Genomic DNA, 13,364 nt, shown 5'->3' on the forward strand with positions numbered 1-13,364 from the left:
CTATACTACTACTCAGTATATGTGAGAAGGTTTTCTTCTAATACCGGATTTTTATTCTTCACCGTCTCCGGTCGATGACTGTTCCGCTGCCAGTTCCCTGCGCAGCTGATCCAGATATTGTTTTTCCTTTTTACTCAGCACCGCATCTTCCAGAAGTTCCGGACGGTTCCTGAGCGTTCGTAAAATAGACTGTTCTCTCCGCCATTTTTCAATATTGGCATGATGACCGGAAAGTAAGACATCCGGCACTTTTTTCCCCATCCATTCCGCCGGACGGCTGTACTGCGGGTATTCGAGAAGATTGTCGTGGAACGAATCAAATTCCGCGGACTCTTCGTTATTCAGTACGCCCGGTACAAAACGGGAGATCGCGTCCATCATAACCAGCGCCGGAAGTTCCCCACCGGTCAACACATAATCTCCGATCGATACATAATCGGTCACCACTTCCTCGAGTACGCGCTCATCAATCCCCTCATAATGGCCGCATAAAAATACAAGATCCTGTTCTTTCGCAAAGTCTTCCACCATCGACTGCTGAAATACTTTTCCCTGCGGCGTCAGGTAGATTACACGGGGTTTGTAGCCGATCGATTCGGTCACATGTTTCCAGGCTCCGTAGACAGGTTCCGCCTGCATCACCATGCCGGCTCCCCCGCCGTATGGATAGTCGTCCACTTTCATATGTTTATTGGTTGAAAAATCCCGGATATTGGTAGCAGTCAACTGGATCAGCCCCTGTTCCATGGCGCGCCCCATGATACTGGTTCCCATGCCCTGCTCGATCATCTCGGGAAACAATGTCAGTACATGATAATGCATAATTTTTCCTTCCTGTAATTATCAGATCAGACCATCCATCAGATGGATCTTCATTTTTCTGGTTTCCACATCCACGTCAAGGATGCAGTCTTTGATCGCCGGGATCAGAACTTCCCCGTGTTCTTCTGTCTGGATGCAGTACACATCGTTCGCTCCGGTCTGCATCACATCGTTCAGAACACCAAATAGTGTTCCATCTTCGAGTTCCACCTGCATATCAATCAGATCTGCAATAAAATACTCGTCTTTTTTTAATTTTACTGCATGTTCTCTCGTTACATACAGGCTTTTTCCTTTGTATTTTTCAATGTCATTGATATTATCAATGCCTTTAAATTTCAAAATTACAAACTGTTTGAAAAATTTTACCCCTTCGATTTCCAGATCTTTCTGTTCTCTTCCGGTATCCAGAATGACCTGTTTTAACTTTTTGAATCGGTTCGGGTCGTCTGTCGTAGGAAATACTTTTACCTCTCCCCGAATCCCGTGAGTGCTGGAGATCACTCCAACCTGCAGCAATTGTTCCATATCTGTACTCCTCTTTGTTCGCATAGTATCAAAATTGGTCCACTGGACCAATTATTGATATGCAACGCAACGAGATAAAATACGCTCCGCGAATTTGGCTCGTTGCTCGCGTAAAATGAAAAAGGATATAGCCCATCAGCTATATCCTCATATTTTCAGCTATTGCAGAATTTCAACTACAACCTTCTTATCACATTTAGAGGAAGCAGCTTTTACCACGGTTCGAATTGCCTTTGCGATGCGTCCCTGACGGCCAATCACCTTGCCCATATCGGAAGGTGCCACCTTCAATTCTACCAAAATCGCATTGCTCTCTTCAGTCTGGGTTACTACCACTTCTTCCGGATGGTCTACGAGGGATTTTGCAATTACTTCTACTAAATCTTTCATCACGCACCTCCACGCATTTGTCAGTATATCTTCTTTTCTCAGAAGATATACCAGGCAAAAACGATTCCGCAGTCCTTATCGGATCTGCATTATTTTTCGATACCAGCTAATTTGAAGATTTTGCTTACAACTTCTGTAGGCTGAGCACCGTTTGCCAGCCATTTTTTAGCTGCTTCTTCGTCTACTTTGTATACGCTTGGATCACAAGTAGGATCGTATGTTCCGATCTCTTCGATGAATCTACCATCTCTTGGAGATCTGGAATCTGCAACGATGATTCTATAGAAAGGTGCTTTTTTCTGACCCATTCTTCTCAGTCTGATTTTTACTGCCATTTTAATTTCCTCCTTAAGGTTATCCTTGTTTATTATAGTTTTATTTGTTTATTTAAAAGGGAAGCTTGAAGCCGCCTCTTTTACCACTTTTGCCACCCAGCATACCAGGCATCTGTTTCATCATCTTTCTGGTCTGATCAAACTGTTTGACCATCCGATTGACTTCTGCGATATCTACACCTGCGCCCTGGGCGATTCGTTTCTTTCTGGACGGGTTCAAAAGATCCGGGTTGGCTCTCTCCTTCGGAGTCATCGAAAGGATGATAGCTTCTTTTCTCGCCATATCTTTCTCATCGATCATACCCTCGATATCTTTTGCTTTGTTTCCCAGTCCGGGAAGCATGTTCAATACACTGGAAATACCACCCATGTTCTTCATCTGGTTCATACTTTCCAGATAATCATCGAAACCAAAGGTTGCTTTCTTGATCTTCTGTTCCATCTCACGGGCTTTGTCTTCGTCGATGCTCTGCTGCGCCTTTTCAATCAGGCTCATCACATCTCCCATTCCCAGGATACGGGAAGCCATACGATCCGGATAGAACTGTTCAAGGTCGGAAAGTTTTTCTCCCATACCTACATACAGGATCGGTTTTCCACTGATCGCTTTGATAGAAAGTGCCGCACCGCCTCGGGTGTCACCATCCATCTTTGTTAAGATGACGCCGTCAATGCCAACCTTCTGATTGAAGGACTCTGCCACATTGACTGCATCCTGACCGGTCATCGCGTCAACGACCAGAATCGTCTGGTCTACCTGAACTTCTTCTTTGATCTGAATCAGTTCCTGCATCATATCTTCATCTACATGAAGTCGACCGGCAGTATCGAGAATCACAACGTTGAAGTTCTGATTCTTTGCATGTTCAATCGCTGCTTTTGCAATGTTTACCGGGTTCTGTTTGTCTCCCATCGCGAAAACTTCCACACCCTGTTTTTCACCATTGATCTGCAGCTGTGTGATCGCTGCCGGACGATAAACGTCACATGCTACCAGCAATGGCTTTCTGCCCTTTGCTTTCAGCTTTCCGGCGATCTTTGCTGTGGTTGTTGTCTTACCTGCACCCTGAAGACCTGCCATCATGATGACTGTGATCTCTCCTGCCGGACGCAGTGCAATCTCTGTGGTCTCACTTCCCATCAGAGATACCAGTTCATCGTTTACGATCTTGATTACCATCTGCCCCGGATTCAGTCCGTTCATAACGTCCTGACCGATCGCACGTTCCTGCACCGCTTTGATAAACTGTTTTACCACTTTAAAACTGACATCTGCTTCCAGAAGTGCCATCTTAACTTCTTTTAATGCTACCTTTACATCTGCCTCGGTCAGACGGCCTTTGCTTCTCAGGTTTTTGAATACATTCTGCAGTTTTTCAGTTAAACTTTCAAATGCCATGTATTATAACTCCTCTAATATGCTGTGGGATAAAGTCTCGATCCGGCTCATCACCTGATTCAGATTCTTTTCCTCATAGTGTTGTGTCAGTCCGTGAATCTCATGTACTTTCTCGCGGACCGCTACGAACTTTTCTACCAGATGCAGTTTTTCTTCATACTCTTCCAGTATCCTGGTACTGCGCTTCACCAGATCATGAACCCCCTGTCGGCTGATTCCCTGATCCTGCGCCACCTCACTGAGCGAATAATCATTCAACACAACATCTTCATAGATATTTCGCTGATGTTCCGTCAGCAGTTCGCCATAAAAATCATATAACAATGCCTGTCTCGCAAGCCTATCCATGTTCATCACCTTGGACATCATACAACAATCTTTTATGGGTGTCAAGTACTTTTTCTTGACACTGGTGTTTTTTCGATATCTTCCTCACCTTTTCGTCTATGTCCCATTCTATAGCCGGATAAAGGACAGGTTTTTCGTTCTCACGGCTCTCCGCATATTCAGATTATTATTTATCTACAAACGCATATTTTTTCAGCCGTTCAAAAGCTTCCTGCACTCTGCTGAGTGGCAGTGCCAGGTTTACGCGGATGCCGTACGGGGCAAAGAACGGGCGGCCGTCCTGCCATGCCACACCTACATCCCAACCGGCTTTGAGGACCTCGTCGATGGTTTTTTCATGTGTCTTACACCATTCTTCACAGTCCAGGAACAGCATATAGGTTCCCTGCGGGCGGCTTAATGCGACACCGGGAAAGTGTTCTTTGATGAAATCGCAGGCATAGGAAACATTTCCGCTCAGTACCCGGCACAGTTCATCCACCCACTCATAACCTTCCGGTTTATATGCACCGATCAGTGCATACATGGAAAGTACATTCATCGCATTATAGTGTGATTTACTGCTGGCTGCCATCACCCGGTCACGAAGATAGGAATTATAAATGATATGATAACTTCCCACCAGGCCTGCCAGGTTAAAGGTTTTGCTCGGCGCATACATCGCCACGGTGCGGTTTCTCGCATCCTCGCTGACAGACTGTGCCGGCGTATGATGATATCCTTCCAGGATCAGATCCGACCAGATCTCATCGGAGATAACCACGCAGTCATTGGCCTTATATACTTCCATCGCTTTTTCAATCTCCCAGCGTTCCCATACCCGGCCACACGGGTTATGGGGATTACAGAAGACTGCCACATGGATATGATGCTCTTTGATCTTCGCATCCATATCTTCATAATCCATCCTCCAGATTCCTTCCGCATCTTTTTTCAGCGGACTGTGAACCATCTTATATCCATAATTTCCGATACTTCCGGTAAATCCGATATAAGTCGGGCTATGCAGAAGCACTGCATCCCCCGGACTTGCAAATGCCTGTAATGTAGACAGAACACCGCCGAGTACACCATTTTCATACCCGATTGCCTCCGCAGTCAGTCCCTCTACACCGTTTCGTTTCGTCTGCCAGTCGATAATCTCCTGAAAATACTCTTCCCGCGGATCAAAATATCCAAATGCCGGGTGCTTTACTCTCTCCGCAATTGCCTCCTGTACAGTCGGTACTGTCGCAAAATTCATATCCGCCACCCACATCGGAATAATATCAAATCCCTCTTTTGGTTTCGCCGGACTTCCCTGTCCGTCTTCACTGAGACCATCTACCGCAATCGCATCCATACCGTGACGATCCATGATTGTTGTAAAATCGTATTTCATTTGTAAAAACCTCCATGTGTATATAATTACTCTTATCAATAACTGCTCCACACCTTCACAGTTATCTATATTATATATGTTTTCTGTATAAAGCACAAATGTAAAAGCAGGCAGGAATACTATCTGAAACTAGTTTCCTGCCCGTTTTTCCATCACTTTATTGTCTGTACATTCGTTTGTATTCAGGAAAGCTTCGGGAATAACGCTTTCACCGTCGGATAGATCTGCACAAATTTCCGATACTGTGTCTCGTATTTTTTTGCGATCTCCGGGTCCGGTTCTACGGTTTCCACTACTTTTACGATCTTTGCAGCTGCCGCTTCCACCGATGCAAAGGTTCCATCCGCAACTGCAGCAAGCATCGCACCGCCAAGCGCCGGTCCCTCCTCGGAAGCGATCCGGTCTACTTTGATGTTCAATACATTGGCAATGATTTTTCTCCACAGCGGACTCTTCGCTCCACCACCGCAGATCTTGGTTCTCTCGATATGAATTCCCAAAGATTTTGCCACCTCAAAAGAATCACGAATGGCAAATGCCACACCTTCCAGAACCGCCTGTGTCATATCCGCACGACTGGTATCCATGGACATCCCGATAAAGGTGCCTCTCGCCTGCGGATCATTATGTGGGGAGCGTTCTCCCATTAGATACGGCAAGAAAAATACATGATTTTCTCCAAGATTTTCAATTGCTTCCTGCTCTTTTCCGTAATCTTTTGTTCCAATAATGGTATCCATCCACCATCTATTACAGGAAGCCGCGCTCAACATGCATCCCATCAGATGATAATGTCCGTCTGCATGAGCAAATGCATGCAGGGCATTGTGCGGGTCTACGCCGAAATTCTCACTGGAAATAAAGATTGTTCCGCTGGTTCCCAGAGACACGTTACACTGTCCGTCCCCTACCGTACCGGTTCCGACAGCTGCAGCCGCATTATCTCCAGCTCCTGCTGCTACCAGACAGGTTTCCGGCAGTCCCAGTTCTTTTGCCACCTCCGGTTTTAATGTGCCCACTTTTTCATAACTTTCAAAAAGTCCCGGCATCTGTTCTCTGCTGACGCCACAGATTTCCAGCATCTGTTCTGACCAGCATTTGTTTTTCACATCCAGCAGAAGCATACCGGACGCATCGGAGTAATCGCAGCAATGTACACCGGTCAGACAGTAAGCCAGATAGTCTTTCGGGAGCATAATCTTACAGATTTTTGCAAAATTCTCCGGCTCATTTTCTTTCACCCACAGAATCTTCGGTGCGGTAAATCCGGCAAATGCAATATTTGCCGTATATTCGGACAGTTTTTCTTTCCCAATTACCTGATTCAGATAATCGGTTTCTTTTGTGGTTCGTCCATCGTTCCACAGGATCGCCGGACGGATCACCTGATCGTTCTCATCCAGAATAACCAGACCATGCATCTGTCCGCCAAAGCTGATACCTGCCACTTCCGTCGCATCAATCTTGCTGATCAGTTCCTTGATTCCCTCTTTTGACTGTTCCCACCAGTCTTCCGGGTTCTGTTCTGACCAGCCCGGATGTGGAAAGGACAGCGGATATTCTCTGGATACAATATTGACAACCTGACCTTCCTGATCCATCAGCAGAAGTTTCACTGCAGATGTTCCAAGATCTACTCCAATATAATATTTCATTCTTCAATTTCCTCCATGTATATGAGCAAGAAAGCATTCTGTAACATACGAGAGCGTGTTTTCAAACTTCTTTGAAACACGCTCTCAAACCTATGCATTTTATTCGCAGTTTTCTATTACTGCCCGATGTTTTTCACACTCGTTTTGAACCTCAAATTCCACTGCTGTCAGTTTATGCAAAAGGATTTTCTGTCGGATATCTGTCTCCCTTTGGATGGTTGTATCCGATCTCATCCGGTGTTACGCCGATGTATTTGAATACTTCAAACAATGCTTTTCCATAGTGTCCGAATGCAACGGCTCCGTGATGTGGATAGCCTTTTTCGATCAGCTCATGACGATAGAATCTTCCCATCTCCGGAATCGCGAAGATACCGATGCCACCGAAGGAACGGGTAGCAACCGGAAGTACTTCACCGTTTGCCACATAAGCACGCAGTTTTCCATCCGCGGTGCTCTGCAGACGGAAGAATGTGATATCTCCAGGTACGATATCTCCTTCCAATGTTCCCTGTGTTACTTCTTCCGGCAGGGATCTTGCCATGATCAGCTGATATTTCATAGAGCAGGAAGTCAGTTTTCCGGTTGTGGTATTGCCACAGTGGAATCCCATGAACGTATCTTTGAGTGTATAGTTGTATTTTCCTTTGATTTCGCTTTCGTACATGTCTGCCGGTACGGTGTTGTTGATATCCAGCAGGGTTACCGCATCGTTACTTACCATCGTTCCAATGAATTCGCTCAGTGCACCGTAGATATCCACTTCACAGGATACCGGAATACCTCTTCCGGTCAGACGGCTGTTGACATAGCACGGAACAAAGCCGAACTGTGTCTGGAATGCCGGCCAGCATTTTCCTGCGATGGCAACGTATTTTCTGGAACCTTTATGGGCTTCGATCCAGTCAAGAAGGGTCAGCTCGTACTGTGCCAGTTTCGGAAGAATGGTCGGTTTGTTGTTTCCATCACCCAGTTCCTTTTCCATATCTGCAACAACTGCCGGGATTCTCTCGTCTCCGTCATGTTTGTGGAATGCTTCGAACAGATCCAGTTCGGAGTTTTCTTCGATCTCCACACCCAGGTTGAACAGCTGTTTGATCGGTGCGTTACATGCCATAAAATCCTGCGGACGCGGACCGAAGGTAATGATTTTCAGGTTTTTCAGTCCGACAACGGCTCTTGCAACCGGAACAAATTCTTCGATCATCTCAGCTACTTCTTCCGGTGTTCCTACCGGATATTCCGGGATGTATGCTTTCAGGTTACGAAGCTGCAGGTTATAACTTGCATTCAGCATACCGCAGTAGGCGTCTCCACGTCCCTGTACCAGATTATCTCCGTGTTCTTCTGCTGCTGCAACTACCATACAAGGTCCGTCAAAATATTTTACCAGCAGAGTCTCTGCGGTCTCCGGACCGAAGTTTCCAAGATAGACAACCAGGGCATTACATCCTGCTTCCTGTACCTCTTTCAGCGCTTTCTGCATATCCAGCTCGCTCTCTACTACAGTTGGACATTCGTACAGTTCCCCTTTATAAGCTGCTGCCACTGCTTTTCTTCTGGACTCGGACAGTGTGATCGGGAAGCAATCTCTGCTTACTGCCACGATACCTAATTTTACTTCCGGCATGTTCATCATGATCTTATTCCTCCTTGATTTTCTTTCACTGTTTATTCTGACGGATCTTCCGTGCAGTTTCTTTTTCGTTTCATTTGTTTATTTACTAAACTAATCACACTGTATCACTTGTTATATCTTTCGTCAAGATATTTTTTAGTTTACTGAAAATTGTGAAAAAATGTGTCCTGGAACATTCTTTATTTTAATTTGTTTACTTATCAAACAAATTGTGGTATGGTAAATATTAGTTTAAGAAAAAGAAGATTTTACAGGAAGGAGATGCCTGCATGGTCACAGGAAGCAAAGAACTGATCCGGGAGATGAATCGGCGGCTTGTTTTAGAAACGGTCATCAATGACGGTCCGCTTTCCCGGGCGGCTATATCAAAAAAACTGGGACTCACCAAAGCAACGATCTCTGCTATCGTGCAGGATCTGCTGGACGAACAATATATCGAAGAAATCGGAAGCGACCAGACTCAGTATGGTCGAAAACCGATCCTGTTACAGTTCTGTCGACAGAATGGTTATATTATCACCCTCGATCTCGGCGTGGAATGCACCGTGCTGATGGTCTGTGATCTGCTTGGACAAAACTGCCGGCTTCATCAGTATAACTGTACGCTGGAACGGGACACCGCAATCGATTTCCTGTTGCAGATCATTCAGAATCAGATTCGTCTTCTTCCCGCTACTCCTTTTGGTGTCGTGGGAATTGGTATCGGCATCCATGGAACCGTCTGCCGGAATGAGATCACTTTTACTCCGAATTATCATCTGGCAGATCTTCCCATTGTAGATGTTCTGACAGACGCTCTCGATATTCCGGTATGGCTGGAAAATGAGGCAAATCTTTCTGCCCTCGCCGAGAAGACTTTTGTGGAAAATCATAAAAACCTGATTCATGTCAGCATTCATACAGGTGTCGGTGCGGGAATTATTCTGGATCACCATTTATATACCGGCTTCGCCGGAACAGCAGGAGAAGCCGGTCACATGATCGTCCAGCCCGGCGGCCGTTCCTGTCCATGTGGCAATCATGGCTGTCTCGAACAATATATTTCCGAACCGGCGGTTCTCTCCCGCTACCAGGAATTATCCGGTCGCACCACTGTCTCGATCGACGATCTGGTCTGGAGCTATAATCAGAAGGAAGCTGATGCTCTGGCTGTAGTGGATGAATTCACTACCTATCTCGCCTGTGGAATCAACAATCTCTGGAACCTGTTCTCCCCGGAATGTATTATCCTGAACAGTCAACTGACCGCTTACCTCCCTCAACTGCTCCCGGAGATTTTGCAGAAACTTTCCGCACGTTTCCGCGCTACCTGTCAGCTGAAACTTTCCACGCTTCAGGATACAGGGGTGCTTCTTGGGGCGGCAAGGGTTTGCATCAGTAAATATCTGGGGATTGAGAAGCTGTATTTTTCCGGCTTTCAGCCATGATACGCTGTTTGACTCGTTGCTCGCGTAAAATCAAAAACCGATAGTTTTCTGTATCTTTCAAAAACTATCGGTTCTTTTCATAAAATCGATTTACGGGATTCCCTTTTATCCCTGCCAGTTTCCGGAATATTTGATATACGCATCCGAACAAACTCTCTGCACATCCTGGAGTACCGCAGAGGCAGCTTCCTTTGTTCCATAGGTACCAGCCGTGATAACATACCATTTCTCAGTATTCAGATTGCTCCAGTCCGTAGTCACAAACATCTGCGCATCAAATCCATTTTCCCGAATTTTCTTTTCCTGTTTCTGAGCCTCTGCCTCCGTCTTTGCCGCACCACACCAGATGCCGTAAAAAGGAGATGGGGTGTTTTTCGAACTGTCGGACTGCGAATTGTCAGACTGTGAATTTGTTTCTTCTATATTATGTCGAAACCATACCTCCTGATCTGCTATCAGATTCCCGTTACTGGTAAGCTGATATCGATGCTCACCTGTTTCACTTTGCTCATCAAAGAATGATTCCACTTTACTGTATTGACAGATCAAAGTATTACCCTCAATTGTGTAGCTGTCATAAGGATAAAAATTTGAAGTACCTGTCGTTCCAAAACGATATTTTCTGGCTGCTTCCAGCGATCCATCCTCATTGAAATACAAATCGATAATTTCCGGATTCATATTTGGATATTTATTCAACAGCTCCTCATCTACATCCATACAATAATATCCGATAAAATCTTCCACATCGTATGTCATCTTAGGATCAGCCGGCTCTTCTTTTTGAGTTTTCTCATATATTTTCAAACCAAGTTCTGTAATGTCTTGAAATTCCACAGAAAGATAATCCGTCAAATCATCCGTTACCTCTTCTTCCGTCAATCCGGAACCATCATAAGTATAAATCACAAAAGTTACTTCATCCGCAAAACTCCAGTCCACTGCCAGTTTTATCATCTTGTCTTCATAATAATAATGCACTGCCACATCTGTAAGAAACGAATAAAATTCTTCCACATCACAGGTATAAGCATTTTTTGCATCATTGTAAGCATAGATCTGATAGATATATTTTCCACCTTCTGTTGCCTGATCTGTAAATGTCCGTATGATAATCTCCTGGATACCATTTCCATCCAGATCCATTTCGCTGTATGCCGGCGCAACCTCATCATTTTTATATTCTTTCAGTATTTTGGTTAATAACTTATATTTTGCTTTTTTCGCACTTTCTCTTCTCTCAACAAGTTCTTCATCGGATCTGGTATAAGAATAATCTTTCAGATCAACTGTTACAGTTCCACCCTCACCATCAGAAGAACCATCCATCGTGACAATTACTTTATTGCTGTCATATTCTATCTTACTTGGCCAAAACATTGCATCCGGTTCTGTATAAAAAGCATCTATTTGTTTTACCACTTCTCCATCTTCATTTATATGACAAAAATCCGGACCGTAATAACAGCACACATAAAGGTTATTGTTTTCATCAAAAACATGGCCGGAAATAGAGCTACCCACTTCACACGACCAAAGCTGTTCTCCATTGGACAATGCGAATGCATATAGCGTTTCTCCAACTTCCAGATAATAATTATTATTTTGAATACCAACTTCATAATATGTCGGCATTTCTGTCATCGGAATAGTGTCACTTTTAAACTGCCAGATTTCCTTTTCGAAATCATCATAACCGGTTGCAACGACATATTCCCCCTCCGTTTTTTCACCATTAAGTTCTGTATCTTCCGAAAAAGCTTCACATGTAACGTGCGTTGCTCCTTTTTCATCATCAGCAACATCCTTCTCTTCCTGCTGACTGTCTCCATCTGAAGATACGGTATTGTTTCCATCTCCCCCTTTTTTGTCCCGGCTGATGGCTATTGCGCTTCCTGCAAATACTGCCAATACGAACACAATACATCCAAGCATCGCAAGAATCGCAAACCATTTCCAATTCTTTTTTCTGGGATTCGGTGTTTTTTTAACAGGCGTCCCACAATTGCCACAATACGCATCGTCTTCATTTAATTTTTCTCCACAGTTCTCACAATACATATTCTCCCTCCTTCGTTTTTTCCTCATTTCAACCTCTTCCTATATCCAATATTTCAGAATATATAAATTATATTTTATCATATTTGCTTATCCATTGTCAGCTGATATCCCACATTTTGTCCCAAAACGCTCTGATTATTTTTAATATTTCATTTTTCTAAAAATTCTATAAAAATACGACGCATCCACAAAAACGTATCTTGACTTTCCTCACCATTTTTCCTATACTGCTTTTTGCAACCCTTTTACCTTGATTTTCTGATAAGGATATTTATATTATGTTTGAAATTTTTGTTGATTCTGCTGCGAATATTCCGGCGGAGCTTGTGAAGGCATTTAAGATTAAAGTGCTTTCTTTTGTAAATCTTGTAAATGGTAAAGAAATGACCTGTTTTGATCCGGATCTTACGCCGGAGGAGGAGCGTCAGAAAGGAAAAGATTATTATGATATGGTTCGTGCCGGTGCGGATATCAAGACCGGACTGATCAGCAGTGGTGTCTTTGAAGATGCGTTCCGGGAGGCTCTGGAGGCGGATAAAGATGTGCTTTATTTTTCTCTCAGTAAAAATATCAGTGGAAACTATAATTCCGCAAGAATCGCTGCCGAAGATCTGATGGAATCCGGTAATTATACCAGAAAGATCCGTATGATCGACTCCCTCAACGCTTCCCTGGCACAGGGAATCCTCGCGATCTATGCCAGTGAGATGCGTGAAAAAGGCATGGCTTTTGATGAAGTGGCTGACATCCTGGAAACCTGCCCGGCAAAAATGAACGGTGTCTTCACCGTTGGCGATCTGAAATATCTTGCAAAAACCGGACGGCTGAGCGGAACTGCCGCTGTCATCGGTAACGTCTTAAGTATCAAACCGATTCTTCGCGGAAACAAGGACGGCTACATCGTCCAGTACAAAAAATGCCGCGGCCGCAAATCCGTGATCCACGAACTGATCTCCCTGGTCTGCAACAACATCGTAGAACCGGAAAAACAGATCATCGGTATCGCCCATGCAGATGCTTACGAAGAATCTCTGTACATTATGGAAGAGATCCAAAAACGAGTGAAAGTCCGCGGATTCATCAATACCTCCTACGACTTCTGCACCGGCAGCCACGTAGGCCCGGATACTCTTGCACTGTTCTTTATGGGTAAGGACAGAGAGCTGAGCGGTAACAAATAAAACTATACATTTTTAACATACACTATTTTCATCATAGGAGAATCAAAAGCCATGAAACATTGACAATATTCTTATCATGTTTCATGGTTTCTGATTCTTCTCAAATAATTTCTTTCTACTTGTAACATCTCAGTCTTATTTTTTATCGATTCCAATTTTGACTTTTCTTTCATCTACTCGAAAGGAAAAGAATTATAG

Annotated in this window: 12 protein-coding genes; 2 read left to right on the plus strand and 10 right to left on the minus strand. The window is 44.3% G+C overall.

Going from position 1 to position 13,364, the window contains the following annotated elements; translation table 11 throughout:
• Nucleotides 1–51: 51 nt before the first annotated feature.
• The 9 genes from trmD to ETP43_RS08745 all read right to left on the minus strand — a co-directional run bounded on the left by trmD (nucleotide 52) and on the right by ETP43_RS08745 (nucleotide 8,497).
• Nucleotides 52–822 (minus strand): tRNA (guanosine(37)-N1)-methyltransferase TrmD, encoded by a 771-nt coding sequence (gene trmD, locus ETP43_RS08705; protein WP_022399287.1) that lies wholly within the window; start codon nucleotides 820–822, stop codon nucleotides 52–54.
• 21 nt (nucleotides 823–843) lie between these two features.
• Complete coding sequence (rimM, locus tag ETP43_RS08710; protein WP_022399286.1) at nucleotides 844–1,350, minus strand: ribosome maturation factor RimM; 507 nt, start codon at nucleotides 1,348–1,350, stop codon at nucleotides 844–846.
• A gap of 159 nt (nucleotides 1,351–1,509) precedes the next feature.
• A complete protein-coding gene (locus ETP43_RS08715; RefSeq protein WP_022399285.1) occupies nucleotides 1,510–1,740 on the minus strand; it encodes a KH domain-containing protein in 231 nt (76 codons plus the stop codon).
• Between the two features lie 89 nt (nucleotides 1,741–1,829).
• Nucleotides 1,830–2,075 (minus strand): 30S ribosomal protein S16, encoded by a 246-nt coding sequence (gene rpsP, locus ETP43_RS08720; RefSeq protein ID WP_022170896.1) that lies wholly within the window; start codon nucleotides 2,073–2,075, stop codon nucleotides 1,830–1,832.
• A 52-nt stretch (nucleotides 2,076–2,127) separates the two neighbouring features.
• On the minus strand, nucleotides 2,128–3,474 hold the full coding sequence (gene ffh, locus ETP43_RS08725) for a signal recognition particle protein (protein ID WP_022399284.1): 1,347 nt from the start codon (nucleotides 3,472–3,474) through the stop codon (nucleotides 2,128–2,130).
• A gap of 3 nt (nucleotides 3,475–3,477) precedes the next feature.
• Nucleotides 3,478–3,843: a YlxM family DNA-binding protein gene (gene ylxM / locus ETP43_RS08730; protein WP_164979661.1), complete on the minus strand. Its 366-nt coding sequence runs from the start codon at nucleotides 3,841–3,843 to the stop codon at nucleotides 3,478–3,480.
• 145 nt (nucleotides 3,844–3,988) lie between these two features.
• A complete protein-coding gene (locus ETP43_RS08735) occupies nucleotides 3,989–5,203 on the minus strand; it encodes a MalY/PatB family protein (RefSeq protein ID WP_129257783.1) in 1,215 nt (404 codons plus the stop codon).
• 182 nt (nucleotides 5,204–5,385) lie between these two features.
• Nucleotides 5,386–6,858 (minus strand): xylulokinase, encoded by a 1,473-nt coding sequence (xylB, locus tag ETP43_RS08740; RefSeq protein WP_129257784.1) that lies wholly within the window; start codon nucleotides 6,856–6,858, stop codon nucleotides 5,386–5,388.
• A 172-nt stretch (nucleotides 6,859–7,030) separates the two neighbouring features.
• Nucleotides 7,031–8,497: an L-fucose/L-arabinose isomerase family protein gene (locus tag ETP43_RS08745; protein WP_129257785.1), complete on the minus strand. Its 1,467-nt coding sequence runs from the start codon at nucleotides 8,495–8,497 to the stop codon at nucleotides 7,031–7,033.
• A gap of 269 nt (nucleotides 8,498–8,766) precedes the next feature.
• On the opposite strand from ETP43_RS08745, the gene ETP43_RS08750 reads away from it, so the two are divergent.
• Nucleotides 8,767–9,924: an ROK family transcriptional regulator gene (locus tag ETP43_RS08750; protein WP_129257786.1), complete on the plus strand. Its 1,158-nt coding sequence runs from the start codon at nucleotides 8,767–8,769 to the stop codon at nucleotides 9,922–9,924.
• Nucleotides 9,925–10,029: 105 nt separating this feature from the next.
• Here ETP43_RS08750 and ETP43_RS08755 read toward each other — a convergent pair whose 3' ends face one another.
• On the minus strand, nucleotides 10,030–11,985 hold the full coding sequence (locus ETP43_RS08755) for an SPOR domain-containing protein (protein WP_164979662.1): 1,956 nt from the start codon (nucleotides 11,983–11,985) through the stop codon (nucleotides 10,030–10,032).
• 278 nt (nucleotides 11,986–12,263) lie between these two features.
• On the opposite strand from ETP43_RS08755, the gene ETP43_RS08760 reads away from it, so the two are divergent.
• A complete protein-coding gene (locus ETP43_RS08760; protein ID WP_129257788.1) occupies nucleotides 12,264–13,166 on the plus strand; it encodes a DegV family protein in 903 nt (300 codons plus the stop codon).
• The last annotated feature ends 198 nt before the right edge of the window (nucleotides 13,167–13,364 follow it).

Origin of the sequence: Blautia faecicola (assembly GCF_004123145.1) — a bacterium.
GTDB lineage: Bacteria > Bacillota > Clostridia > Lachnospirales > Lachnospiraceae > Oliverpabstia > Oliverpabstia faecicola.